Source organism: Solwaraspora sp. WMMA2056, assembly GCF_030345095.1.
Taxonomy (GTDB): domain Bacteria; phylum Actinomycetota; class Actinomycetes; order Mycobacteriales; family Micromonosporaceae; genus Micromonospora_E.
The window spans coordinates 4509323-4533402 of the sequence record NZ_CP128360.1 but is presented as its reverse complement, the minus strand read 5'-3'; the positions used below and the strand labels follow the sequence as shown (position 1 = coordinate 4533402).

Sequence of the window (24080 nt, the reverse complement as noted above, 5' to 3'; positions counted from 1 at the left end):
TGGGCCGGGTGACCGGCGGACCTCTATTGTCGGCGCGACATGAACGGATGGCGACGCTGGTTGCTGCCGGCCGTACTGGCGGCCGGGCAGCTGGCCTACTGGCCGGTCGGGCCGCTGGTCGGCGGTGCGCGGCCGGCTCCGGTCGGCGTCGTGGTCGCCGTCGCGGCGACCACTGTGGTCTCGGTCGCGCTGGTCTGGCGGGTCCGGGCGCCGTACCCCTGCTGCGCGGCGGTGGCGGTCACGCTCTGGGCCGGGACCGCCGGGACACCCCAGGACGCGCTGGCCGTGATCGGCGTCGCCGAACTGGTGGCCCTGTTCTCCGTCGCCGCACACCGGCCGCTCGACCGCGCCCTGGCCGCCGCCAGCCTGTTCGGTATCGGCAGCGTCGTCGCCATGCTGCTCAGCTACGGCGCCACCGGCGACGCCGCTGGCGCCATCGGACTCAGCACGGTGAGCTACCTGCTGACGGTCGGACTCGGTCACAGCCGGCAACGGTGGCGGCTCGGTCGACGACAGGCCGCCGCCGCGCTCGCCACGGCACGACTCGCCCAGCAGCAGGCCGCCGCCCGGGAGCGACACCGGCTGGCCTGCGAACTGCACGACGTCAGCGCCCACCACCTGACCGCCGTGGTGGTCACCGTCACCGCCGCCCGGCGGCTGACCGCCAGCCGGCCGGACCTGGCCGGGCAGGCCCTGCACCCGCCCCGCCGACGACGACGTCATCGGCTCGGGAAGCGGGCTGGCCGGCGTCCGGGAACGTGCGCGACCGCTCGGTGGTGACCTCACCGCCGGACCCACCGACGACGGCGGCTGGCAGGTCCGGCTGGACCTGCCGACGGCTGACCCGGCGATGGGTCGCCGCACCCGCGCCGGCGGCCCAGACCTGACCGACCTGGCGTTGACCATGTTGGCGATCGCGCTGCCGGTCGGTGTCGTCGCCCTCGACTGGCCGGTGCTGCAACGGGACGGGCCGGGACCGGTGCTGGTACTGCTCGCGCTGCTGGTGGCGCATGCCGCCGCGCTTCCGTGGCGGCGGCGGGCGCCGTGGCCGGTGCTGGCCGCCACCACCGGCACCACACTGGCGTGGCCGCTGGCGATCGGGGTCGGGCTCCTGCCCTCCGGTGACGTGGTGACGGTGTTGCTGGCCGGTTGCCTGGCCGAGGCCGTGGCGATCTGGACGGTGGCCACCCGCACGACGGCACGGGTCAGCTGGCTGGCGGTACCGGCGAGCGCTCTGGTGATCGGCCTCGCCGTCGCGATCGGCCTGGTCGACGACGTCGACCCGGGCGCGGACGTCGGCTTCGGAGCGGATGGTCAGCCCGTGCCGACGGCGGTCACCGTCGTGACGGCGGGCATCGCCACGATCGTCTTCGCGGTGCTGCTCGGCGCCGGGTTCGCCGTCGTCTGGGCGGCGGGTGTGGTGATGCGGCGCCGGCGCGGGCGGGTGCTGCACGGCGAACGGACGGCGATCCTGACGGCGAACGTCGCCGCCGACAGCGTCGCCTACGCCGCCCGGCGCCGGATCGCCGCGCAGCTCGACGAGCGGGTGCTGCCCCGCGCCGCCGAGGTCGCCGCCGTGGCGGGGCGCCCGCCGGCCGCCGATCCGGTGGCCCAACTGGACGAGGTCGCCGCCGTGGCCAGGTCCGCCCTGGCGGCGATGCGGGACCTGCTGGTCGGTCTGCGGGGTACCGCGACCGGCGACGACGGGGCACCGGTCGCCGACGCCGACGACCGGGCCCCGCAGCCGACGACAGTGGACCTGACCGCGCTCGCCGCCGCGTACCGCGCCGCCGGGCGGCCGGTCACCACGTACCTGCCCGACCGCGCGGACACCCTGCCGGTGGCGCTCGACGTCTGTGCGTACCGGCTGGCGGAGGCCGCGTTGGCCGCCGGCGACACCGGCCCCGCCCAGGTCCGGGTGGCGCTCGGCCCGGAGCCCTGTCTCTACCTAGAGGTCCGTGGCGTCGCGGCGGCGGTACGCGACCCCACCGTCGCGGCGCTGCGGGCCCGGGCCGAGGCGCTGGCCGGGGTCTGCCGCGTCGCACCGGGCGGCACACTACAGGTGTGGTTGCCGTACCAGCGGCCACCGGCGCACCAGGAGGTGACGACATCGGTATCCGGGTGATCGTCGACGACGACCAGCCGGTGGTGGCGGCGGGGTTCGTCGCCATCATCGACGCCGAACCCGACCTGACGGTCGTCGGCACCGCCGCCGACGGCGCGACGGCGGTCGACGCGGCTGAGCGGCTGCGCCCCGACGTGGTGGTGATGGACATCCGGATGCCCGGCATGGACGGGATCACCGCCACCCGGCTGCTGACCGCGCGAGGCGGCCCCCGGGTGCTCGTGCTGACCACGTTCGACCTGGACGTCTACGTGTTCGAGGCGTTGCGGGCCGGCGCGTCGGGCTTCCTGCTCAAGGACGCCGAACCCAACCAGCTGCTGACCGCGATCCGGATCGTCGCCGGTGGGGAGTCGCTGCTCGCGCCAGCGGTCACCAGCCGACTCATCGCGGCGTTCGTGGCGGGTCCGGCCGGGGCGGCCGCGCCGCCGCCTGCGGTGGCCGGCCTGACCCCGCGCGAACGCGAGGTGCTGCGGCTGGTCGCGCAGGGGCTGTCGAACGCGGAGGCAGCTGCCCGGCTCGGGGTCGGGGTGGGCACCGTCAAGTCCCACGTCAACGCGGTACTGGGCAAGCTCGGGGTCCGCGACCGGGTGCAGGCCACCATCGTCGCCTACGACGCCGGTCTGGTCAGCCCCCGGCGTTGAGCCGGTACCCCTAGCGCGGTGGGCGGTCGTCCGACCGCAGGTCAACCGAGCGGTCAAGATCGAACTTCTCCAGATTCAGCCCTTGACATCCCACACAAGCGGGCGTAAACAAACCTGAAGCAAAACGAAACGGCGGTGAAACCACATGTACGCCGAGGAGCGGCAACAGGAGATCGTCCGGCTCGCCCGTACCGAGGGCCGGGTCGACGTGACCGCGCTCGCCGAGTCACTGAACGTGACCGCCGAGACGATCCGGCGTGATCTCACCACCCTGGAGCGGGCCGGCGTCCTGCGGCGGGTGCACGGCGGCGCCATCCCGGTCGAGCGCATCGGCTTCGAACCTGCGCTGGCCACCCGCGACGCGGTCCTGACCACCGAGAAGGAGCGCATCGCCAAGGCCGCGCTCGCCGAACTCCCGGTGGAAGGCGCCATCATCCTCGACGCCGGCAGCACCACCGCACGGTTGGCGGCTATCCTGCCCACCGACCGGGAGCTGACCGTCGTGGTCAACTCACCGACGCTGGCCACCACCCTCAGCGTCCGCAACAACCTGCAGGTGCTGCTCCTCGGCGGGCGGGTACGCAGCCGGACCATGGCCACGGTCGACGACTGGGCGCTACGGCCGCTGGCCGACATCTACGTCGACGTCGCCTTCATCGGCACCAACGGATGTTCGGTGGAACGCGGCCTGACCACCCCGGACCCGGCGGAAGCGGCGGTCAAGCGGGCGATGATCGGCGCCGCCCGGCGCTCGGTCCTGCTCGCCGACCACACGAAGATCGGCAACGACTACCTGGCCCGGTTCGGCCGGCTGGCCGACATCGATCTGCTGATCACCGACACCGGCCTCAACGAGGACCTCGTCGCCGAGGTCGAGACCGCCGGACCCCGGGTGGTGCGGGCGTGATCCTCACCCTCACCCTCAACCCGAGCCTGGACCGCGCCGTCGAGGTCGACGACCTCGTCCGAGGTGAGGTCATCCGGGCCACCGGCACCCGGCTCGACCCCGGCGGCAAGGGCGTCAACGTGTCCCGGGCGCTGCTGGCCAACGGCGTACCGACCGTCGCGGTCCTGCCGTGCGGCGGCGACGACGGCGAACAACTCGTCCGGCTCCTCGCGGTGGAGGGCGTCGAGGTCATCACCGTCGCGATCGCCGGACGCACCCGGTCCAACCTCACCCTGGCGGAACCGGACGGCACCGTCACCAAGGTCAACGAACCCGGTCCGACGCTGAGCGCGGCGGAGTTCGAGGCGGTGACGGCCCGGCTGCTGCACACCGCCGAGCGGGCCGACTGGGTGGTCGTCTGCGGCAGCCTGCCACCGGGGCTGGCGCTCGACGACTTCGGCCAGCTGTGCCGCCGGCTCGTCGACGCCGGACTGCGGCTGGCCGTGGACACCAGCGGCCCACCGCTGCGGACCGCCGCGCAGGCCGGCGCCGCGCTGGTCAAGCCGAACCGGGAGGAGCTGGCCGAGGTCGTCGGGCGGCCGCTGGACACCCTCGACGACGTGGTGGACGCCGCGCAGCAGGTGCGGGCCTGGGGCGCGGGCACCGTACTGGCCAGCCTCGGCGCGCAGGGTGCCGTGCTGATCGACGCCGACGGCGTACACACCGGCGACTCCCCGGTGGCGCAGCCCCGCAGCACGGTCGGTGCCGGCGACGCGATGCTGGCCGGTTTCCTCGCCGCCGGTGCCGCCGGCCCCGACGCACTCGCCGAAGGGCTCGCCTGGGGAGCGGCGGCGGTCAGCCTGCCCGGCAGCCGGATGCCCGGACCGGCCGACCTGCGCCGGGACACGGTACGCCTGCACCCGCCAGCCCGTCGGTCTCCGGCGCCTCGTGCTCCCGAGGTGTCCCGACACCTCGGGACCCACACACCTGTCACCTACCCCTAACCCCCACATAGAAGGAGCACCGCAACCATGGCCACCGACTACACACCCCAGGTGCAGGGCACCGGGTTCAAGGCCAGCGTGCAGAGAATCGGCGGCTACCTCGCCGGCATGGTGATGCCCAACATCGGCGCGTTCATCGCCTGGGGTCTGATCACCGCGTTGTTCATCCCCACCGGCTGGATCCCGAACGCGACCATGGCCGAACTGGTCGACCCGATGATCCTGACGCTGCTGCCGATCCTGATCGGCTACACCGGTGGCCGGCTGGTGCACGGCCAGCGCGGCGCGGTGGTCGGCGCGGTCGCCACGGTCGGCATCATCGTCGGCGCCGACATCCCGATGTTCCTCGGCGCGATGATCGTCGGCCCGCTGACCGCGTACCTGTTGAAGCTCTTCGACAACCTGATCGAGGAGAAGATCCCGGCCGGTTTCGAGATGCTGATCAACAACTTCTCCGCCGGCATCATCGGCGGCGGCATGGCGCTGATCGGCACCTGGGTAATCGGGCCGGTGGTGCAGAGAGTCACCGACGCCGCTGGCTCCGCCGTGGACTGGATGGTCGGTCACAGCCTGCTGCCGTTCGTGTCGATCCTGGTCGAGCCGGCAAAGGTGCTGTTCCTCAACAACGCGATCAACCACGGCGTGTTCGGTCCGCTGGGCGTCGCCGAGGCGGCCACCGACGGTGACTCGATCCTGTTCATGATCGAGTCGAACCCCGGCCCGGGCCTCGGTCTGCTGGTCGCGTTCCTGCTGTTCGGGCCCCGGCTGCTGCGGGCCAGCACCCCGGCGGCGATCATCATCCACTTCCTCGGCGGCATCCACGAGATCTACTTCCCGTACGTACTGATGAAGCCGCGACTGATCCTGGCCATGATCGCCGGCGGTGCCGCCGGGGTCTGGACCTTCATGGTCACCGGTGCCGGCCTGGTCGCCACCCCGTCTCCGGGCAGCATCTTCGCCTACTTCGCGGTCACCCCGCGCGGTGGCTGGTTCGGGGTCCTGCTCGGCGTGGTCATCTCGGCGGCGGTCACCTTCGCGGTCGCCTCGGTGCTGCTCGGCTTCGGCCGCGGCGAGGGCAAGGAGCCGGTCGAGGAGGACTCCGGGCCGCAGGCTGCCAGCCTCGACGCCCCGGCCGGCGACACCACCGCAGGTGCGCACGCCTACCGGTCCACCCCGACCACCTACTGACCCGGTCCACGACCGCAACCCACCCGCGACCACGGAGGGCACCAGGCCCATGGCATCGATCAACGCGCAGGACATCCGCAAGGTCGTCGTCGCCTGCGACGCCGGCATGGGCAGCAGCGTGATGCTCGCCAGCCAGCTACGCAAGCAGCTCAAGAAGCACCAGGTGACCGTCGAGCACACGCCGGTCAACGCGATCCCCGCCGACGCCGACGTCGTCGTCTGCCACCAGGGTCTGGTCGACCGGGCCCGGGGCAGCGCACCCGACAAGGTGATCGTCCCGGTGCAGATCTTCATCGGCGACCCCGCCGTGGCCCGGCTGGTGGCCACCGTGCAGCAGGGCGGCCAGCTCGATGGCTGACCGCCAACCGGACCCCGGCGCTCTGCTCGAGCGCCGGGCCGTCCGGCTCCAGGAGCAGGCCGGCGACCGGATCGCCGCGATCCGCCGGTGCGGCGAGGTCCTGGTCGAGATCGGCGCGGTGACCCCGGACTACGTCACCGCGATGCTGCAGCGCGAGCAGTCCGTCTCCACCTACGTCGGGGAGGGTGTGGCGATCCCGCACGGCACCCTGGCCAGCAAGGAGGCGGTACGCCGCGACGCCCTCGCCGTGCTGCGCTTCCCGGAACCGGTGGACTGGGACGGTTTCCCGGTGACGGTCTGCGTGGCCATCGCGGCCCGTGGCGACGGGCACGTCGAACTGCTCGCCGCGCTGGCACAGATCCTGCTCGAACCCGACTCCGCCCGCGCGCTGCGCGAGGCCACCGACATCGACGACGTGCTCCGGCTGCTGGCGCCGGTGCGAGAGGAGAGCTCCACATGAAGGTCGTCCGGTTCCACTCCCCCGGCGACGTCCGGATCGAGGAGGCACCGGAGCCGCAGCCCGGCCCCGCTGACGTGCTGATCCGCGTCCGGGCCTGCTCGACCTGCGGCACCGACGTCAAGATCCGTAACTTCGGTCACCACCACATCGCCCCACCCCGGGTGATGGGCCACGAGATCGCCGGCGAGATCGCCGCGGTCGGTGCCGAGGTCACCGGCTGGCAGGTCGGCGAGCGGGTCCAGGTGATCGCCGCGATCCCCTGCGGCACCTGCGGTGAGTGCCGACGCGGCCGGATGACGGTCTGCCCCAACCAGGAGTCGATGGGATACCACTACGACGGCGGGTTCGCCGAACACATGGTGGTACCGGCCAAGGTCCTCGCGGTCGACGGGCTCAACCGGATCCCGGACGGGGTCAGCTACGCCGAGGCGTCCGTCGCCGAGCCGCTGGCCTGCGTCCTCAACGGGCAGAACCTGGCCCGGGTCGGCGAAGGCGACGACGTGGTGATCATGGGCTCCGGCCCGATCGGCTGCCTGCACGTACGACTGGCCCGCTCACGCGGCGCCGCCCGGGTCTTCCTGGTCGACGTCAACCGTGAACGGCTCGACCTCGCCGCCGGGCTGGTCCACCCCGACGCCACCGTCTGCGGCGCCGAGACCGACGTGATCGACGAGATCAAGAAGTTGACCGACGGGCGCGGCGCGGACGTGGTGATCACCGCCACCGCCGCCGGTGTCGCCCAGGAGCAGGCGTTGCAGATGACCGCCCGGCAGGGCCGGATCAGCTTCTTCGGTGGTCTGCCGAAGGACAAGCCGATCATCGCCTGTGACTCCAACCTGGTGCACTACCGGGAGCTGACCATCGTCGGCGCCAACGGCTCCAGCCCGGCGCACAACGCCGAAGCGCTCGCGCTGATCGCCAGCGGCGCGGTGCCGGTCGCCGACCTGATCACCCACCGGCTGCCGCTGGACCGCGCGCTCGAAGCGTTCGACGTGGTCGCCCGCGGCGACGCCATCAAAGTCACCATCGAGCCCTGACCCCACCAGGGACCAAGGAGGCGCACCATGCCCACCCGTACCGTCACCGTCGGATCCGCCAGCGGCCTGCACGCCCGGCCGGCCGCGCTGTTCGTCGCCGCCGCCGCCACCGCCGCGGTGCCGGTGACGATCCGCACCGCCGACCGGCCGGCCGTTCCCGCCCGCAGCATGCTCAGCGTGCTCTCCCTCGGCGCGAAGCAGGGCACCGAAGTCACGTTGGAAGCCGACGGTGACGGTGCCGAGGCGGCCCTCGACGAGCTGGCGACGCTGCTCGCCCGCGACCTCGACGCCGACGACGCCGGTGACTCCGCTGCGACCGCCGCTGGGGACGCCGACGCGGCGGCCGGCCGTGCCTGACCTGCTGACCGGCCTCGGTGTGGGTACCGGGTGGGCGGCCGGCCCGGCGTACCGGGTCGCCGAGGCCCCCCGACTGCCCGCGCCGCGACCGGTGCCAGACCCGGCCGCCGAGGCGGACCGGGCGGTGTCCGCCCTGACCACGGTCGCCGCCGAACTCGGTCGGCGGGCCGGCACCGCGACCGATCCGACGGCGGCGGAGATCCTGCGGGCACAGGTGATGATGGCCGAGGACCCGGTGCTGCACGAGGCGGTACGGGCCCGCGTCGGCGAGGGCGCCGACGCCCCGCACGCCATCGACGGCGCGCTCGGCGAGCACCGGGCCGCGTTCGCCGCCGCCGGCGGCTACCTCGCCGAACGCGTTGCCGACCTCGACGACCTGCGGGACCGGGCAGTGGCGGTCTGTCTCGGCGAGCCGATGCCCGGCGTACCGGATCCGGGGGTGCCGTTCATCCTGGTCGCCCGGGACCTGGCCCCGGCGGACACCGCCGGGCTCGACCCGGCCCGGGTCCTCGCCCTGGTCACCGCCGCCGGCGGGCCGACCAGCCACACCACGATCGTGGCCCGGGCGCTCGGCCTGCCCGCGGTGGTGCGCTGCGCCGGCATCCTGGACGTCGCCGACGGGACCCTGGTCACCGTCGACGGCACCACCGGACAGGTCGCGGTCGGGGTGGACGCCGACACCGTCGCCGACACCACCCGGCGGGAGCAGCGCCGGCGGGCCGAACTCGCGGCGACCAGCGGGCCGGGGCGTACCGCCGACGGGCATCCGGTGGCGCTGCTGGCCAACATCGGTTCGGCGGCCGACCTGGTCGACGACGTCGAAGGTGTCGGCCTGTTCCGCACCGAACTGCTCTACCTGGACCGCACCGCCCCACCCGGGCACGACGAGCAGGTCGCCGCGTACGCGAAGGTCTTCGCCGCCGCCGACGGCCGCAAGGTGGTGCTACGGACCCTCGACGCCGGCGCGGACAAGCCGTTGCCGTTCCTGCACGCCGGGGAGGAGCCGAACCCGGCGCTGGGCGTACGGGGCCTGCGGACCGCCCGGCGGCGCCCCGAGGTGCTGCAGACCCAGCTCGCCGCGATCGCCCAGGCCGCCGCGGCCACCGGTGCCGACGTCTGGGTGATGGCACCGATGGTGACCACCCCGGCGGAGGCCGCCGACTTCGCCGACCTGGCCCGGGCCGTCGGGCTGCCCACCGTTGGCGCCATGGTGGAGGTGCCGGCCGCCGCGCTGCGCGCCGAGGCGCTGCTGGGCCACGTCGACTTCCTCAGCATCGGCACCAACGACCTGAGCCAGTACACGTTCGCCGCCGACCGGCTCTGCGGCGACCTGGCCGACCTGCTCGACCCGTGGCAACCGGCGCTGCTGGAGCTGATCGCCGGCTGCGCGCGGGCCGGTGCCGCCGCCGGCAAGCCGGTCGGGGTCTGCGGCGAGGCCGCCGCCGACCCGGCGCTGGCCGTGGTGCTGACCGGGCTCGGGGTGTCCAGCCTGTCGATGTCGGCCCGGTCGGTGCCGGCGGTACGGGCCGCGCTCGCCGCGCACACCCTCGACGACTGCCGGCGGCTGGCGCAGGCCGCGCTGGCCGCGCCGGACGCCACGGCCGCCCGCGCGGCGGCCACCGCCGGCCCGGCCGAGGGCTGAGCCGCGCCCGCAGGTGGCTCCGCCGTACGGCTGGCTCAGCCCCGGGTCGCCAACCCGCTCGGGAGCCGACCCAGGACCTCGGCCAGGGTCAGCGCGGCGGCGCTGGTCAGCATCAGGTCCGCCGCCGCCACCTGGGCCGGGTCGACGAAGGCGTTCGGGATCGCCACGGTCCACATCCCCGCGTCGGCAGCGGCCCGGACCCCGTGCCCGGTGTCCTCCACCGCGACCGCCCGGCGGCCGGTGACGCCGAGCCGGTCGAGCGCGAGCCGGAACACCGCCGGGTCCGGTTTCGGTGCCGCGACCTCGTCGCCGGTCGCGATGACGTCGAACCGGTCGACGGCACCGACCCGGCCCAGGTGCTCGCGTACCCAGGTCCGGGGCGAACTGCTGGCCACCGCGGTCCGCAGGCCGAGCCGGGCGGCCTCGTCCAGCCAGTCACGGATGCCCGGGCAGAAGTCCAGGCTCTCGTGCCGGGCCCGGCGGTACGCCTCGTACCGCGCCTGGCAGGCGCGCCGGTCGAAGGTGGGGCCGACCAGGGCGGCGAGCCGGTCGAGCCGGTGGTCGGTGCAGTTGCCACCGTTGCCGGGCCAGAACCAGCCGTCGAGCTCAAGGTCGAGGCCGTGCGCCGCCCAGACGTGCCGCCAGCCGTCGACCAGCGTCGTCTCGGTGTCCATCAGCAGCCCGTCGAAGTCGAAGACGATCGCCGCGACGTCCGTGTCCACCGTCCACTCCCCACATACCGTCGGTGGTGTCATCGTACGGGGGCGCGTGTCACCGGGTCGGCGGTGCCCTGCGGCACGTCGGGGCGGCAGCGGCGCAACCGGGCGGCGGCCAGCCGGCCGCCGACGCCGAGGCCGTGGGTGCGCACCGCCGCCAGCCCGTACGCGCTGCAGGTGGGAGTGAACCGGCAGCGGCCCGGCCAGTACGGCGACAGCCACCGCCGGTAGCCACGGATTGCTGCCTCCCCCGCCCGGTCCAGCCCGGGTGCCCGGGTCATGGTCGCCGCCAGCGCGCCAACGGTGAGCAGGGTCGAGAACAGCCCGAGGTCGCAGCAGTCGCAGCCGTCGCAGCAGCCGTCGAGATTGCGGGAACGGGACGCTTTGCGCTGCTGGCGACGGTTCTTCCGGGCGGTGGTCCAAGTGTTGCCGATCATGCGGTTGATGATCGACGACAGGCGCAACTCCACGGGCGGTCGTTGACGGGGGGTGACCAGGGACCGCAGGATCCGTTGATGAGCCGGACGATCCTGGTCACCGGGGCGCGACGCGGCATCGGCGCGGCCCTCGCGGTCGGACTCGCCGCGCCCGGGGTGACCCTGGTGCTGCACCACCTGGCCGCCCCCGACGAGACGGAGGCTGTCGCCGGGCGGTGCCGGGTGGCCGGTGCGCACGCCCGCCTCGTCGAGGCCGACCTGTCGGTCCCGGACCAGGTTCTGGCCCTCGCGGAGGCGGCCGGGCCGGTAGACGTCCTGGTCAACAACGCCGCCCGCGCCTCCAACGTGTGGATCGACGAGTTGCCGCTGACCGAATGGGAGGCGACGTTCGCGGTCAACGTCACCGCCCCGATGCTGCTCAGCCAGGCCCTCGCACCGGGGATGCGGGCCCGTGGCGGCGGCCGGATCATCAACGTCACCTCGGCCACGGTCCGCCTGGGTGGCCCGTCCGGGCCGTCGTACGTGTCGAGCAAGGCCGCGCTGGTCGGCCTCACCCGGTCGCTGGCCCGTGCACTGGGGCCGGACGGCACCACGGTCAACGCCATCTCGCCGGGCGCGATCCGCACCGAGGGCGAGGTGGAACTCGCCGGTGGCCGGCCGGTCGACGAGGCTGCGGTCGACGCCGCGGTCCTGGCCCGTCAGGCGGTACAGCGCCGGCTCGACCCCGACGACATGGTCTCCACGGCCCGTTTCCTGGCCAGCCCCGGCTCCGGGGCCGTCACCGGTCAGGTGATCGAGGTCGGCGGCGGGCTGGTGCACCGCTGACCGCGCGGGCCCGGGCGTTCATCCGCTGGTCAGCGTCTTACGCCGACGCCGTTCACCTGCGACGGCGATGCTCCCGCTGGTTCGACACCGACAGCGTGGAGGCACCGTGTCCAGACCGATCCGGCAGTTCACCATCACCCTCACGATCCTGGCCCTGCTGATGGGCGCGATCACCCCGGCGGCGACCGCCGGCACCGACGCCGCCCCGGTCCTGCTCACCGACCCGTTCCTGCAGTCCCCGACGAAGAACTCGGTCCGGGTCGTCTGGCTGACCGAGTTCGCCGGTCGGCACCACGTGGTGGTCGTCGGCGAGCGCGCCGACGAGCTCAACCGGGCCGAGCTGCGGGCCGCCGCCACCGGCGGCAAGATCCGGGGGGTACGGGTGTTCCGCGCGGCCACCGGGGAGCTGTCCCGGGTGGCCGAGGACGCGGCCTCGCAGATCCCGAACCCGCCGGCGCAGATCACCCGCCGGCACATCTGGCGGCACGAGGCGACCGTGCGCGGACTCGGCGTCGGCAGCCGGACGCCGTACCGGGTGGTGTCGATCGACCGGGGCGCGCTGGTCGCCTCCGACACGTACACCCTGGCCCCGGCGGCGGCCAAGGGCCACGCGCAGAAGATCCTGCTGACCAGCGACCACCAGTCGATGCCGAACACCCCGGCGAACCTGCAGAAGGCGGTCGAGACCGTCGGGCGGATCGACGCGGTGTTCCTCGCCGGCGACCTGGTCAACGTCCCGGACCGGGCCTCGGAGTGGTTCGACGACCAGCGCGGCGGTGCGTTCTTCCCGGCGCTGCAGGGCCGGGCGTCCCGGACGGTCAACGGGGTCGCCTGGACCGGCGGCGAGATCCTGCAGCACGCGCCGCTCTTCCCGGCGATCGGCAACCACGAGGTGCAGGGCCGCAGCGGGCTGCCGACGCTCAACGAGTCGTTCAACGCCCCGGTGCCGCGTGAGGTGGCCGAGGCGGCTTACCGCAAGGTCGCCCGGCAGGTCAACCCGCGCAACGATCCGAAGATCAAGGAACGTTGGATCCTGGAGAACTCGTTCAACACCGAGACGTACGAGGAGATCTTCTCCCTGCCGACCAGCGGACCCGGCGGCGAACGCTGGTACGCGACCACCGTCGGTGACGTCCGGCTGATCTCGCTGTACGCCACCCGGATCTGGCGGGGTACCGGCATCGCCGCCGACCCGGCCAACTGGCAGCGGACCCGCTACACCGAGGCCCCGGCGACCCTGGGCGACCCGCTCGCCCAGGGCTGGGGTTCGCACATCTTCGAGCAGATCGGCGTCGGCGGCAGGCAGTACAAGTGGTTGCAGCGCGAGGTGGCCAGTAGGCAGTTCCGGGACGCGAAGTACACGGTGGTGATGCTGCACGAGGGCCCACACGGCCTGGGCGACAACGTCAGCCCGCCCTTCACCGATCCGGTACGCACCGAGGAGACCGACGCGGCCGGCAACACGCTGGTCCGGTACGACTATCCCCGTGCGGAGAACGTGCTGACCCGCGACGTCGCCCCGCTGCTGGAGTCCGCCGGGGTGAACCTGGTGCTCAACGGCCACTCGCACCTGTGGAACCGGTTCACCGCCGACTCCGGCACGCACTATCTGGAGACCTCCAACGTGGGCAACTCCTACGGGGCGTTCCATCCGCTGTCGGGCCGGTCCCGGCCCATCCCGCCGGCGCCGTGGGATCCGGACAACTACCTGGCCCAGGGCAACCCGGGCGGGTTGGCGCCGCAGCTGCCGACGGTCGCGCCCCTGACTGATCCGGCCGGTACGCCGTTGCCGTTCGTGCAGAGCAACGACTACTCGGTCTTCTCCGTCCTGGACACCGGCACCGGTGAGGTGACCAGCTACCGCTACGACATGCGGACCCCGGATGTCGCACCGGTGGTGCTGGACCGGTTCGCCCTCGGGGCCTGACAACCGTGGTCCCGCCACCGGTGCGTCGGTGGCGGGACCAGGTGTCGGTCAGTGAGGATTCGCACAGCACGGACCCCCGGTGACGAATGACGGCTTGAAGAAGTCTTCAATTGCACACATGCCAGTACCGCTGTACCAGAAGAAGGCCGAGTTCTTCCGGATGCTCGGCCACCCGGTGCGGATCCGGGTGCTCGAACTCCTCGGCGAACGCCCCCGCCAGGTGCGCGAACTGCTCGCCGAGATCGACGTCGAGGCGTCGAACCTGTCCCAACAGCTCGCGGTGCTGCGCCGGGCCGGGATCGTGGTCTCCAGCCGGGACGGCTCCGCCGTCACCTACGCCCTGGCCGGGCCGGACGTGGCGGATCTGATGCGCGCCGCCCGGCGAATCCTCACCGAGATGCTGGTCGACCAGACCGAACTGCTCGTCGCGCTGCGTCAGGCATCCCCCGACGCCACCTCGGGTCGCCGGTGAACACCACCGCCGTACGCCGTCTGTTGCCGCAGGCCGCCGACTGGCGGGCGGTCCGCCGACAGCCCGGCCGTAACCTGCTGGCCGGGCTCACCGTGGCGATCGTGGCCCTGCCGCTCGCCCTCGGCTTCGGCGTCGCCTCCGGACTCGGCGCTGCCGCCGGGCTGGTCACCGCCGTGGTCGCCGGCACCCTGGCGGCACTCTTCGGTGGATCGAACCTGCAGGTCAGCGGCCCGACCGGGGCGATGACCGTGGTGCTGGTGCCGATCGTGGCGGCGTACGGGCCCAGCGGGGTGCTCACCGTCGGCCTGCTGGCCGGGCTGATCCTGATCCTGCTGGCGCTGGTACGGGCCGGCCAGGTCGCCCGCTACATCCCGGCGCCGGTGATCGAGGGGTTCACCGCCGGCATCGCCGCGGTGATCCTGCTGCAGCAGATCCCGGCCGCCCTCGGCGTACAGGTCCACGGCGAACGGGTGCTGACGATGGCCGGACAGGCCGTCGCGGCCTTCGTCGCGGCGCCCCGGTGGCCGTCGCTGCTGATCGCCCTCGCCGTGGCCGCCGCGATGCTGGTCGGAGCACGGTGGCGACCGACCGTCCCGTTCTCCCTGCTGGCGGTCGCGGCGGTGACCGTGACGACGGTGGCGACCGGGCTGCCGACCGCGACCATCGGCGCCCTGCCCGCCAGCCTGCCCGCGCCGTCGCTTGCCTTCCTGGACCCGGCGGCGGTGCCCGCCCTGGCGACCGCCGCGATCGCGGTGGCCGCCCTGGCCGCCCTGGAGAGCCTGCTGTCGGCCACCGTCGCCGACGGCATGTCGGTCGGGCAGCGGCACGACCCGGACCGGGAACTGTTCGGCCAGGGCGTCGCCAACCTGGTGACCCCGCTGTTCGGTGGGGTGCCGGCGACCGCCGCGATCGCCCGGACCGCCGTCAACGTCCGGGCCGGCGCCACCTCGCGGCTGGCCGCGCTGTCCCACGCGGTGATCCTGGCGGTGATCCTCGTCGCGGCGGCCCCGCTGGTCGCCCGGATCCCGTTGGCCGCGCTGGCCGGGGTGCTGATCGCCACCGCCGTCCGGATGGTCGAGGTGAGCGCGCTCACCGCGCTGGCCCGCGCGTCGCGCTCGGACGGGGCCGTCATGGCGCTGACCGCCGCGACCACCGTCCTGCTGGACCTGGTCACCGCCGTGCTGGTCGGGCTGGTCGTCGCCGGCGGCCTGGCCCTTCGCAAGATCGCCCAGACGGTACGGCTGGACCGGGTGCCGCTGGACACCGGCGACCACCGTGCCGAGGAGCAGGCGCTGCTGGCCGAGCACATCGTGGCGTACCGGCTGGACGGGCCGTTGTTCTTCGCCGCCGCCCACCGGTTCCTGCTGGAGTTGTCCGAGGTCGCCGACGTACGGGTGGTGATCCTGCGGATGTCGCGGGTGTCGACCATCGACGCCTCCGGCGCGATGGTGCTGCGCGACGTCGTGCAGCGGCTGGAACGGCGCGGCATCGTCGTCCACCTGTCCGGGTTGCGGCCCGAGCACCGCAAGGCGCTCACCGCGTACGGGCTGCTGCCCCGGCTGGACGGACTCGGCCGGGTCTTCTCCGACACACCGGAGGCGATCGCCGCCGCCCGAACCGCCCTCGGCCAGGTGGACCGGGCCCGGGACGACGGCGTCACCCCTTGAGGCCGGTGTGCGCCAGGCCCTCGATGAACTGCCGCTGGGCGATGACGAAGACGATCAGCACCGGGATCGCGGTCAGCGACGCCGCCGACAGCTGCACGTTCCACATCGGCCCGCCGTACGCGTCGACGAACTGGGTCAACGCCTGCGGCAGGGTGAACTTCTCCGGGGTGGACAGGAACACGATCGGCTCCAGGTAGAGGTTCCAGCTGTGCAGGAAGGTGAAGATCGCCACCGCGCCCAACGCCGGACGGGCCAACGGCAGCGCGATCCGCCAGAAGGTGGCGAACCGGCCGAGCCCGTCGACCCGGGCCGCCTCCTCCAACTCCCCGGGCAGGGCCAGGAAGAACTGCCGCATGATGAAGGTGGCCAGCACGCTCGGCGCACCGAAGATCGGCACCAGGATCAGCGGCCAGTGGGTGTCGATCAGGCCCAGTTGGTTGAACATCTGGAACAGCGGGACGATCGTCACCTCGCTGGGGATCAGCAGGCCGACCAGGACCAGCAGGAACAGCGCCTGCTGGCCCCGGAACCGGATCCGGGCGAAGGCGTAGCCGGCCAGCGACGACACCGCCAGGGTGCCGGCGGTGACCACGGCGGCGATGTACGCACTGTTCCAGTACTGCCGGGCGAACGGCTGCAGGGTGAACACGTCGCGGTAGGCGGCGAGACTGGCGTCGGCCGGCCACAGCGTCGGCGGGAAGGCGAAGATCTGGCTCACCGGCTTCACCGACGAGGTGACCATCCACCAGGTGGGGAAGACGAACGGCACGGCGAGGACCAGCAGTACGCCGTACAGGGCGAGCTTCGCCCGTGGCGAGAGCGTGCTACTGCTCATGGAACACCCATCTCCGACGCATCTGCCACTGCACCACGGTCAACGCCAGCACGATGCCGAACAGCAGCACCGACAGGGTCGCCCCGTAGCCGAAGTGGTGGAACTGGAACGCCTGCTGGTAGAGGTAGTAGACGAGCACCGTGGTCGCGTTGCCCGGCCCGCCCTGGGTGAGCACCGCGATCTGCGCGAACACCTGCAGCGACCCGACCACGGTGATGATCGAGGTGAGCAGGATGGTCGGGCTGATCAGCGGTACGGTGATCCGCCGGAACTGGGTCCACCGGCTGGCCCCGTCGACCCGGGCGGCCTCGTACAGCTCCCCCGGCACACCCTGCAGCGCGGCCAGGAACAGCACCATGTTGAGGCCGACGTTCTTGACCACCTGCACGACGATCACCGCGACCATGGCGGTGGCCTCGCCGCGCAGCCAGTTCGGCCCGTCGACGCCGAGGGTGCCGAGCAGGCCGTTGACGCCACCGTCGGCCTGCAGCAGGAACCGCCAGACGATGGTCCAGGCGACCAGGGACACGACCACCGGTGAGAAGAACAGCGTCCGGAACACGACGGTGCCGCGCAGCTTCTGGTTGAGCAGCACCGCCAGCAGCAACGCCAGGGCAAGGTTGACCGTCACCAGGCCGATGGAGAACAGGGCGGTGGCCCGCAGCACGCCCGGCAGCGCGGGATCGTCGGCCAGCTGCCGGTAGTTGTCCGCGCCGGTGAACTCGAACGTGCCGGCCAGTACGTTCCACTCGTGCAGGCTGTACCAGCCGACCAGGCCCAGCGGCACCAGCACGAACACCGCCGTGCCGACGAGCTGCGGGGTGACGAACAGGTAGCCGGCGGCCTGGTCCCGGCGGTGGATGGTCCACCAGCCGGGCCGGGCTACCGCCACCGACCGGGCCGGCATCACCCGGCCAGCAGCGGCGCGATCGCCGTACAGACCCCGGTGAGTACGCCGGCCACGTCCGCGTCGGCCTGCCACATCGGGTCGAGGGCGGCCCGGACCGCCTGGTTGATCTCGGCGCTGTCGGTGTGGCTGGGCTTGACCACCCCGGCGGCGATGCCGTCGATGACGACCTGTTGCAGCTGCTCCGGCGTGAGCAGCGGGTTGGTCTGCGCCAGGGTGTCGGCGGTCAGCAGCGACTGCCGGGGCGGCGGGAAGAACCGCGCCAGCTTGGCGGAGTTCTCCGGGTTGGTGAGGTAGCCCAGGAAGTCTGCGGCGGCCTCGGCGTTCGGGCCGCGTTGCAGCACCGCGACACCGCCCTGACCGATCACCGCGTACTCGCCGGCCGGGCCGGCCGGCAGCGGCAGCAGGTCCCAGTCGAACGCGCCGTCCTCCAGCAGCGAGGCCCGGGAGATCTGGGTGATCGTCAGCGCGGCCTCGCCGGCGAAGAAGTCCGCGGTGGTGCCCGGGCCGGGCAGCGCGCCGGCGGTGAAGATCGCCTCGTGCAGGAAGGTCATCGCGTCGACCATCGCCGGCTCGGTGAAGCCGCACTCGCGCCCGTCGTCGCTCCAGGCTTGCGCACCCCAGCCGGTCCACGCGGTGGACAGGTAGTCCCAGCCCTGGTAGTCGAAGTCCCGGATGACCAGTCCCGCCCGGTCGGTGGCCGCGTTGACCGCAGCGGCGGTGTCGACCGCGTTGGCCCAGGTCCACTCCCCTGCCGCGAGCTGCGCGGCCGGGTCGGGCCGGCCGGCCTCGGCGATCAGGTCGCGGTTGACGAAGACGCCGAACGGCGAGGTCGAGAAGGGGTACGCGTAGAGGGTGTCGCCGTCGCGCCACAGCGCGGTGGCCGAGTCGACCAGGTCGTCGGCGTCGGTGACCACCTCGTCGAGCGGGGCGAGCGCGCCCGAGGTGACGAAGTCCGGTGCCGAGCTTTCGAAGATCCAGGCCAGGTCGGGCGGGTTGCCGCCGGCGATCTGCGTGGTCAGTGTGGTGGTGTAGTTCTCGAACGGCAACGGGTCGAAACTGATCGCGGCCACGTCCGGGTTGTCGGCGAGGTAGGCGTCGGCGATCTCGTCGAACAGCGCCAGGTGTGCCTCGTTGGCCGACCAGATGGTCATCCGCAACGAGACCGGGCCGTCGGTGCCGCCGTCGTCCCCGCCGCAGGCGGCGACGCCGAGCAGGCTGGCCGCCAGGGCCGCGGTCGCTATCCGGGTTCTCATGTCGTGGGGTCCTTCCTCAGGTGACGGGTGAGGTCAGTAGCCGGTCACGTCCGGCCAGCGTCGTTCGACACCGGCGGCGTCGAGCCCGGTGCAGTAGTCGGCGAACAGGTCGGTGTCGGCGCGTACCGCGTGGGGTTCGACCCGCCGGTCCAGGCAGTACGCGGCGAGGGTGCCGGCGGCCTCGCCGACGTTCCACTCGACCGGGTGCAGCCGGTACGCGCCGTTGGTGATGTGGGTGGTGCCGATGTTCTTGCCGGCGGGTAGCAGGTTGCGCATCCGCTGCGGCAGCAGCGCGCCGAGCGGGATCTCGAAGGGGCAGGCGGCGACGTCGACGTAGTTGTCGCCGCCGGTGGAGGGGTGCAGGTCGATGCGGTACATGCCGACGCCGACCGGGTCGGGGTAGCGCACCGCGCCCTTGTCGCCGCGTACCGCCAGCGACAGGTCCTGTTCGACGACGGTGTACTCGGCCCGGATCCGGCGCGACTCCCGGATGTACGGGGCCTGGGCGAGCCCGTCGGTGCCGCCGGTGACGTCGCCGCGCAGCCGCAGGCCGGGGAAGCCGGTGCCGCCGTCGGGGCGGGGTGCCTCGGTCTGCAGCCAGTAGAGCACGCTGCGGGACAGTTCCCGGGCGGCGGCGAGGTGGTGGGCCGGGTCGGGCACGTCGATCACCGGCGACTCGAAGTAGTCGATCATCGGCCAGTTGACCAGGCAGATGTCGCTGGCGTACGCCCCTGGACGGAACATCCGGCGCGCCGCGATCCGCCGGAACGTCCACAGGTTGCCGTCGCCGGGGCTGAGCCGCTGGTCGGCGACGACGGCGAGCGGGTCGTCGTCGGGGTTCGGGGTGAAGCTGCGCTGGCCGATCTGCAGGGTACGGGGGTTGGGTGAGCGGAACGACAGCATCCGGTCGCCCCAGAAGGGCGGCTGGTAGTCGCGCCAGAACCCGTACCGGGCCGGCCGGTCGATGGTGTGGTCACCGTCGACGTGGTCGATGGCGAAACAGACCGACACCGCCTGCATGTTGGTCGGGTCGGCCACGTCGGGGGCGCTCGGCTCGCCGGTGTCGGCCCGCGACTCGAAGCCGGTGACGTACTCGGTGCCGGTCAGCGGCAGCAGCTCACCGGTCTCGGTGGCGTCCAGCACGTACGGCGCGGTGATGGTGATCTCGCCGCCGCCGTCGCGGTGCGCGACGGTGACCGCGGTGACCCGGTCGCCGTCGGTGTCGGCGGCGACCGGCCGGTACGGCTGCAGCACCCGCAGCTGTCCGGATCCCCGGTACGGCGCCAGCATCGCCTCGATGACCGCGACGGCGACCCGGGGCTCGTGGCAGAGCCGGCTGACGTGCCCGCCGCCGGGGTTGAGTTCGCGCTGGGCGCGGGCCGCCTCGGTCAGCGGATAGTGCCGCCGGTAGTAGTCGCGGATGCCCTCACGCAGCGCGCGGTAGCTGGCGGTGACGCCGAACCGCTCCACCCAGGAGTGCTCGTCCGGCGGGACCGCCTGACTGGTCAGCTGCCCGCCGAGCCAGTCGTGTTCCTCGGTGAGCACCACCGTGCGCCCGGCGCGTAGCGCGCCGACCGCGGCGGCCACCCCGCCCAGTCCACCGCCGACGACCAGGATGTCGCAGCCGTACTCCGTCACTGTGCCGGGTTCCTTCCGGTTGGCGACGCCAGGGTGGCGCCGACGACTTCCTCGCAGGGCAGCAGCCGCTGCACGGGCGCGGCCGTGGTGCCCCGCAGCGCCGCCGTCAGGACCTCGACCGCCTGCCAGCCCATCTGCTGCCGGGGGATCCGGAAACCGGTGAGGTCCAGATCGGCGCGGGCCGGCCGGGTCGGGTCACCCAGGGCCACGATGGACAGGTCGGCCGGGACGTCCAGCCCCCGCTGGCGGGCCTGTACGGCGAGCGCGACGCCGTCGGCGTACTCCTCGGCGAACACGGCGGTGCAGGTGCCGGCCGTGATCGCGTCGAGCAGCTCGGCCGGGTCACGGCCGGCGGTCGGCTCGTGCCGCCACTCGACGCCGGCGGCCACGGCGGCGGTACGGAATCCGCGCATCCGGTCGGCGTGCGACTCCGGGCCGTCGCCCTGGCCCAGGTAGGTGAGCCGACGGTGGCCCAGTGCGACGGCGCGACCCACCAGCGCGGCGGTGGCGGCGGGGTAGTCGGCACCGACGTACGGCACCGGGCCACCGGCGTCGTCGCGCCGTCCGACGGAGACGAACGGCAGTCCGTCGGCGAGCAGCCGGGTCAGTTCGGCGGGATCGAGCTGACGGCCGAGCAGGACGCAGCCGTCGGCCAGCCGTAGCCGGTTGTCCTGGTGGAACAGTCGACGCCGCCCGTCGAGGACCGGGGCGCTGGTGAGCAGCAGCAGGTCGCAGCCGAGGTGCTCGGCGCACTGTTCGATGCCGAGCAGGAAGGGGTGGTAGAAGTCGCCGGTACCGCTGGGGAACACCGGTTCGGAGGTGAACACGCCGAGGATGCGGTTGTGGCGGTCGGCGAGCCGGCGGGCGACCGGGTCGGCGACGTAGCCGGTGGCGCGGATCGCGGCGAGCACCCGGTCGCGGGTCTCCGGCGCGATCCGTACGTCGGCGTCGGCACGGCCGTTGAGCACCAGGGAGACCGTCGCCTGGCTGACGCCGGTCATCCGGGCGATGTCCTGCTGGGTGACCCGTCGACGAGATCCGGTCACTGTCGGTGTCCGTCCGTTTCTCTGCTAATACGCATTAGTTTCCGTTGGGCTGAGATCCTGAACCCTGTCGGCGGTTCCCGTCAACCCCCCGCGAGGTCGCGTGTCACCGATCGAAGTTCCGGTGATAATTCGTATTAGCGCCTTGACGCGGCGATCCGACCGCGCGCAGACTCAGCCAACACGAGGGCTCGGCCGGCCGCTCCACCTCACCTGACTGCCAGTGACGACGCCGTGGACTCCCCCGGTCCACCGCCCACGTGTCGGAAAGGCCACCCCATGCGCCCGTTCCCCCGCTCCGCGCACTCCCCCGAAACCGAACCCGAAACCGGACCGGATCGCCGGCACCCGGCCGGCCTCGACCGTCGCCAGCTACTGCGTGGCACCGCCCTGCTCGGCGCCACCGCCGTGGCCGGCGGCCTCGGCGGGCTGTCCGTCGGCACCGGACCCGCCAGCGCCGCACCCGCCGGATTCCCGGCCTACGCCTACCTCGGGCAGCCGCTGGACCACGCCAACCTGCGCTACAACCCGACCGGCGAGCTGATCTTCCCCTGCGTCCGTGGGGTGTACGACCGGATCAGCGGCGGGCTGGCCCGCTATTACCTGTACTACGCCCCACACGACCGGCCCGGCGGGATCTGCCTGGCCTACGGCAACTCACTGGCCGGCCCGTTCACCGAGTACGCCGGCAACCCGATCGTCCGGCGCGACTGGTCACCGCACTACTCGGTCGAGCACGTCTCCTCGCCGCACGTGCTGTGGAACAGCGCGACCCGGCAGTTCTATCTGTACTTCCACGGCGACAACGACACCACCCGGTTGGCGATCTCGTCGGACGGCGTGCGGTTCACGTACCACGGGGTGGTGCTGTCGACGGCGATGGTCCCGAACCTCACCGAGGCGTCGTACGCGCGGGTCTTCGAGCACCGCATCCCCGCTCTGGGCAGCCGGTACGTGATGGTCTACATGGGATACCACACGGTCCGACCGGGCTTCCGGAAGATCTTCTGGGGCTGGTCGGCCGACGGCCGCAGCTGGCAGTTCGACCCGCAACCGTTGGTCAGCCCGTCCGGCGACGGGTTGAGCGATCTCAGCGGCGCGCATCTGCTGCCCCGCAACGGCACCACCTACGTCGTCTACCACGGCGGATCGGGTCGGATGTACCTGACCGAGGTCGGCGACAACTTCGACCGGGAGGTCCACCTCGGCGTGTTCCACGCTCCGCTGACCGGCGCCCCGGACAACGGCCGGGTGGCGGCACCGGCGTTCGGCACCGACCGCGGCGTGCAGTACATGTTCTACGAGGCCGGCCAGCGCGGCCGCACCCGGATCGCGGTGGCCCGGGCGGTCCAGTGACCGTCGGCCGGTAGGTCGGCTCTCGGTGGCGGACGCCGGGTACCGCTGGCTGGTGGGGTGAGGGGCGCCCCCGTTCCGCGCCCCTCACCGCACCAGCGGCATCGAGGTCGCCCGCCGCACGGGTTGGTCAACCCCAGGTGGTGATCGTATACTGACTCCGCGTGCTGCCGTCAACCAATATTAACCGACAGCACGAATCTGACTAATACCAGCTGCACATCCGACGGAGGTAGCCGTGACGGGCGGCGGCCCCACCCCCCCTGCCGGATCGGGATCCACCCTGGCCGACAAACTCAACCTGCTCTTCGACACCGTCCGGCCGGCCGGCCGCGACCCCTACACCTCGCGGGAGGTCGCCGACGCCATCCGGGAGCGAGGTGGGTCGATCTCCGACGTGTACATCTGGCAACTGCGCACCGGCCGGCGAACCAACCCGACCAAGGAACATCTGGAGGCCCTCGCCGACTTCTTCGACGTCGACCCCGCCTTCTTCTTCGACCGACGCCGCTCCGGCGAGATCGAACGGGATCTGCACGCCCTGCAGGCGATGCGCAACCTGAAGGTCCGGGCCGTCGCGACCCGGCTGAGCGCGCTGCCCGAGGAGCAGTTGGACGCGGTCGGCGACATCCTCGACCGGGTCATGCAGGCGTTGCAGGCGCCCCGCACCGACGACGGCACCGCCACCGACGGACGCCCCACCTCGTGATCGTCATGCAGTGGCAACGGGTGGACGAAACTGAGGGAAGCACGGACATGAAGTCATCCGAGCTGCGACGGACCTGCCTGACCCGGCTGCGGCAGCTGCAGGACCGGGGCCTGCGGATGCCCCGGCCGTTCGACGCCGCACAGTTGTGTCGGCAGGTCGGGGCGGTTCTCGGCCAGCGCATCACCCTGGTCGGCGTACCGATGCCCGCCGGTGCGCCCTTCGGGTTGACCTTCTTCACCGACGCCGGCCACGTCATCGCCTTCGAGGAACGCACCAGCCAGGTGCACCGCGACCACATCGTCGCCCACGAACTCGGCCACATCCTGTTCGACCATCGCGCGCTCGCCCTCGACGACCAGCAGGCGAGCCAGTTGCTGATGCCGGCGCTGCGACCCACCCTGGTGCACCGGGTGCTCCACCGCACCGGTGTCTACAGTCGCGGCGAGGAGCAGGAGGCCGAGATGATGGCGACCGTCCTGCTGGAGCTGGCCGTGCGCGCCGACGGTGCGGCAGCGGCCGGTGCCGACCCGTCGGCGGAGAGCGCGCTGGCGGCACGGCTGCGGCACGGCCTCGAGCCGCCGCCCCGGTAGACAGGCG

General features: G+C 72.8%; 25 protein-coding genes. 18 read left to right on the top strand and 7 right to left on the bottom strand.

Going from position 1 to position 24080, the window contains the following annotated elements; translation table 11 throughout:
- Positions 1-39: 39 nt before the first annotated feature.
- From O7608_RS20390 to ptsP, 11 genes are all read left to right on the top strand, one after another.
- On the top strand, positions 40-780 hold the full coding sequence (locus O7608_RS20390) for a histidine kinase (protein ID WP_289206127.1): 741 nt from the start codon (positions 40-42) through the stop codon (positions 778-780).
- A 70-nt stretch (positions 781-850) separates the two neighbouring features.
- Positions 851-2125: a hypothetical protein gene (locus tag O7608_RS20385; protein WP_289206126.1), complete on the top strand. Its 1275-nt coding sequence runs from the start codon at positions 851-853 to the stop codon at positions 2123-2125.
- A complete protein-coding gene (locus tag O7608_RS20380; RefSeq protein WP_289206125.1) occupies positions 2065-2766 on the top strand; it encodes a response regulator in 702 nt (233 codons plus the stop codon). Before O7608_RS20385 ends, O7608_RS20380 begins: the two co-directional genes overlap by 61 nt.
- A gap of 145 nt (positions 2767-2911) precedes the next feature.
- On the top strand, positions 2912-3673 hold the full coding sequence (locus O7608_RS20375) for a DeoR/GlpR family DNA-binding transcription regulator (protein ID WP_289206124.1): 762 nt from the start codon (positions 2912-2914) through the stop codon (positions 3671-3673).
- Positions 3670-4656, top strand: coding sequence for a 1-phosphofructokinase (pfkB, locus tag O7608_RS20370; protein WP_289206123.1), 987 nt, complete (start codon positions 3670-3672; stop codon positions 4654-4656). Before O7608_RS20375 ends, pfkB begins: the two co-directional genes overlap by 4 nt.
- 27 nt (positions 4657-4683) lie before the next feature.
- Complete coding sequence (gene mtlA / locus O7608_RS20365) at positions 4684-5844, top strand: mannitol-specific PTS transporter subunit IIC (protein ID WP_289206122.1); 1161 nt, start codon at positions 4684-4686, stop codon at positions 5842-5844.
- A gap of 49 nt (positions 5845-5893) precedes the next feature.
- Entirely contained in the window at positions 5894-6202 is a 309-nt protein-coding gene (locus tag O7608_RS20360) for a PTS sugar transporter subunit IIBC family protein (protein WP_282227258.1), read from the top strand.
- Entirely contained in the window at positions 6195-6662 is a 468-nt protein-coding gene (locus O7608_RS20355; RefSeq protein WP_289206121.1) for a PTS mannitol transporter subunit IIA, read from the top strand. Before O7608_RS20360 ends, O7608_RS20355 begins: the two co-directional genes overlap by 8 nt.
- Complete coding sequence (locus O7608_RS20350) at positions 6659-7699, top strand: zinc-dependent dehydrogenase (RefSeq protein ID WP_289206120.1); 1041 nt, start codon at positions 6659-6661, stop codon at positions 7697-7699. The genes O7608_RS20355 and O7608_RS20350 overlap by 4 nt, the downstream gene beginning before the upstream one ends.
- A gap of 27 nt (positions 7700-7726) precedes the next feature.
- Positions 7727-8056 (top strand): HPr family phosphocarrier protein, encoded by a 330-nt coding sequence (locus O7608_RS20345; RefSeq protein ID WP_289206119.1) that lies wholly within the window; start codon positions 7727-7729, stop codon positions 8054-8056.
- Positions 8049-9698: a phosphoenolpyruvate--protein phosphotransferase gene (gene ptsP / locus O7608_RS20340; RefSeq protein ID WP_289206118.1), complete on the top strand. Its 1650-nt coding sequence runs from the start codon at positions 8049-8051 to the stop codon at positions 9696-9698. Before O7608_RS20345 ends, ptsP begins: the two co-directional genes overlap by 8 nt.
- Before the next feature lie 35 nt (positions 9699-9733).
- Here ptsP and O7608_RS20335 read toward each other — a convergent pair whose 3' ends face one another.
- Both O7608_RS20335 and yidD read right to left on the bottom strand, forming a co-directional pair.
- A complete protein-coding gene (locus O7608_RS20335) occupies positions 9734-10420 on the bottom strand; it encodes an HAD family hydrolase (RefSeq protein WP_289206117.1) in 687 nt (228 codons plus the stop codon).
- 29 nt (positions 10421-10449) lie between these two features.
- Complete coding sequence (gene yidD, locus O7608_RS20330) at positions 10450-10851, bottom strand: membrane protein insertion efficiency factor YidD (RefSeq protein ID WP_289206116.1); 402 nt, start codon at positions 10849-10851, stop codon at positions 10450-10452.
- 78 nt (positions 10852-10929) lie between these two features.
- Here yidD and O7608_RS20325 point away from each other — a divergent pair, with 78 nt between their 5' ends.
- The 4 genes from O7608_RS20325 (at position 10930) to O7608_RS20310 (ending at position 15742) form a co-directional block, all read left to right on the top strand.
- On the top strand, positions 10930-11676 hold the full coding sequence (locus O7608_RS20325) for an SDR family NAD(P)-dependent oxidoreductase (RefSeq protein ID WP_289206115.1): 747 nt from the start codon (positions 10930-10932) through the stop codon (positions 11674-11676).
- A gap of 106 nt (positions 11677-11782) precedes the next feature.
- Positions 11783-13603 (top strand): metallophosphoesterase family protein, encoded by a 1821-nt coding sequence (locus tag O7608_RS20320; protein ID WP_289206114.1) that lies wholly within the window; start codon positions 11783-11785, stop codon positions 13601-13603.
- 118 nt (positions 13604-13721) lie between these two features.
- Complete coding sequence (locus tag O7608_RS20315; RefSeq protein ID WP_289206113.1) at positions 13722-14075, top strand: ArsR/SmtB family transcription factor; 354 nt, start codon at positions 13722-13724, stop codon at positions 14073-14075.
- Positions 14072-15742, top strand: a complete 1671-nt coding sequence (locus tag O7608_RS20310; protein ID WP_289206112.1) for a SulP family inorganic anion transporter — start codon at positions 14072-14074, stop codon at positions 15740-15742. The genes O7608_RS20315 and O7608_RS20310 overlap by 4 nt, the downstream gene beginning before the upstream one ends.
- Here O7608_RS20310 and O7608_RS20305 read toward each other — a convergent pair.
- Genes O7608_RS20305 through O7608_RS20285 form a run of 5 tightly spaced genes read right to left on the bottom strand, consistent with a single transcriptional unit; the run spans position 15732 to position 21424 of the window.
- Positions 15732-16577: a carbohydrate ABC transporter permease gene (locus O7608_RS20305; RefSeq protein ID WP_289206111.1), complete on the bottom strand. Its 846-nt coding sequence runs from the start codon at positions 16575-16577 to the stop codon at positions 15732-15734. The two genes, O7608_RS20310 and O7608_RS20305, sit on opposite strands and share 11 nt — an antisense overlap.
- Complete coding sequence (locus O7608_RS20300) at positions 16567-17484, bottom strand: carbohydrate ABC transporter permease (protein ID WP_289210957.1); 918 nt, start codon at positions 17482-17484, stop codon at positions 16567-16569. Before O7608_RS20300 ends, O7608_RS20305 begins: the two co-directional genes overlap by 11 nt.
- Positions 17484-18740 (bottom strand): ABC transporter substrate-binding protein, encoded by a 1257-nt coding sequence (locus tag O7608_RS20295; protein WP_289206110.1) that lies wholly within the window; start codon positions 18738-18740, stop codon positions 17484-17486. Before O7608_RS20295 ends, O7608_RS20300 begins: the two co-directional genes overlap by 1 nt.
- Before the next feature lie 33 nt (positions 18741-18773).
- On the bottom strand, positions 18774-20378 hold the full coding sequence (locus tag O7608_RS20290; RefSeq protein WP_289206109.1) for an FAD-dependent oxidoreductase: 1605 nt from the start codon (positions 20376-20378) through the stop codon (positions 18774-18776).
- A complete protein-coding gene (locus O7608_RS20285) occupies positions 20375-21424 on the bottom strand; it encodes a LacI family DNA-binding transcriptional regulator (protein ID WP_289206108.1) in 1050 nt (349 codons plus the stop codon). Before O7608_RS20285 ends, O7608_RS20290 begins: the two co-directional genes overlap by 4 nt.
- Positions 21425-21700: 276 nt before the next feature.
- On the opposite strand from O7608_RS20285, the gene O7608_RS20280 reads away from it, so the two are divergent.
- From O7608_RS20280 to O7608_RS20270, 3 genes are all read left to right on the top strand, one after another.
- Entirely contained in the window at positions 21701-22777 is a 1077-nt protein-coding gene (locus O7608_RS20280; RefSeq protein ID WP_289206107.1) for a hypothetical protein, read from the top strand.
- Positions 22778-23012: 235 nt separating this feature from the next.
- Positions 23013-23483, top strand: coding sequence for a helix-turn-helix domain-containing protein (locus tag O7608_RS20275; protein ID WP_282227238.1), 471 nt, complete (start codon positions 23013-23015; stop codon positions 23481-23483).
- Positions 23484-23530: 47 nt separating this feature from the next.
- Positions 23531-24073, top strand: a complete 543-nt coding sequence (locus tag O7608_RS20270; RefSeq protein ID WP_289206106.1) for a hypothetical protein — start codon at positions 23531-23533, stop codon at positions 24071-24073.
- Positions 24074-24080 lie beyond the last annotated feature (7 nt).

Coding starts and splice junctions, on each gene's coding strand:
- O7608_RS20350 (WP_289206120.1), top strand. CDS start 6,659: ATGAAGGTCGTCCGGTTCCACTCCCCCGGCGACGTCCGGATCGAGGAG.
- O7608_RS20315 (WP_289206113.1), top strand. CDS start 13,722: ATGCCAGTACCGCTGTACCAGAAGAAGGCCGAGTTCTTCCGGATGCTC.
- O7608_RS20390 (WP_289206127.1), top strand. CDS start 40: ATGAACGGATGGCGACGCTGGTTGCTGCCGGCCGTACTGGCGGCCGGG.
- O7608_RS20385 (WP_289206126.1), top strand. CDS start 851: ATGGGTCGCCGCACCCGCGCCGGCGGCCCAGACCTGACCGACCTGGCG.
- O7608_RS20345 (WP_289206119.1), top strand. CDS start 7,727: ATGCCCACCCGTACCGTCACCGTCGGATCCGCCAGCGGCCTGCACGCC.
- O7608_RS20300 (WP_289210957.1), bottom strand. CDS start 17,484: ATGCCGGCCCGGTCGGTGGCGGTAGCCCGGCCCGGCTGGTGGACCATC.
- O7608_RS20325 (WP_289206115.1), top strand. CDS start 10,930: ATGAGCCGGACGATCCTGGTCACCGGGGCGCGACGCGGCATCGGCGCG.
- O7608_RS20280 (WP_289206107.1), top strand. CDS start 21,701: ATGCGCCCGTTCCCCCGCTCCGCGCACTCCCCCGAAACCGAACCCGAA.
- O7608_RS20305 (WP_289206111.1), bottom strand. CDS start 16,577: ATGAGCAGTAGCACGCTCTCGCCACGGGCGAAGCTCGCCCTGTACGGC.
- yidD (WP_289206116.1), bottom strand. CDS start 10,851: ATGATCGGCAACACTTGGACCACCGCCCGGAAGAACCGTCGCCAGCAG.
- O7608_RS20270 (WP_289206106.1), top strand. CDS start 23,531: ATGAAGTCATCCGAGCTGCGACGGACCTGCCTGACCCGGCTGCGGCAG.
- O7608_RS20375 (WP_289206124.1), top strand. CDS start 2,912: ATGTACGCCGAGGAGCGGCAACAGGAGATCGTCCGGCTCGCCCGTACC.
- O7608_RS20360 (WP_282227258.1), top strand. CDS start 5,894: ATGGCATCGATCAACGCGCAGGACATCCGCAAGGTCGTCGTCGCCTGC.
- mtlA (WP_289206122.1), top strand. CDS start 4,684: ATGGCCACCGACTACACACCCCAGGTGCAGGGCACCGGGTTCAAGGCC.
- O7608_RS20355 (WP_289206121.1), top strand. CDS start 6,195: ATGGCTGACCGCCAACCGGACCCCGGCGCTCTGCTCGAGCGCCGGGCC.
- O7608_RS20295 (WP_289206110.1), bottom strand. CDS start 18,740: ATGAGAACCCGGATAGCGACCGCGGCCCTGGCGGCCAGCCTGCTCGGC.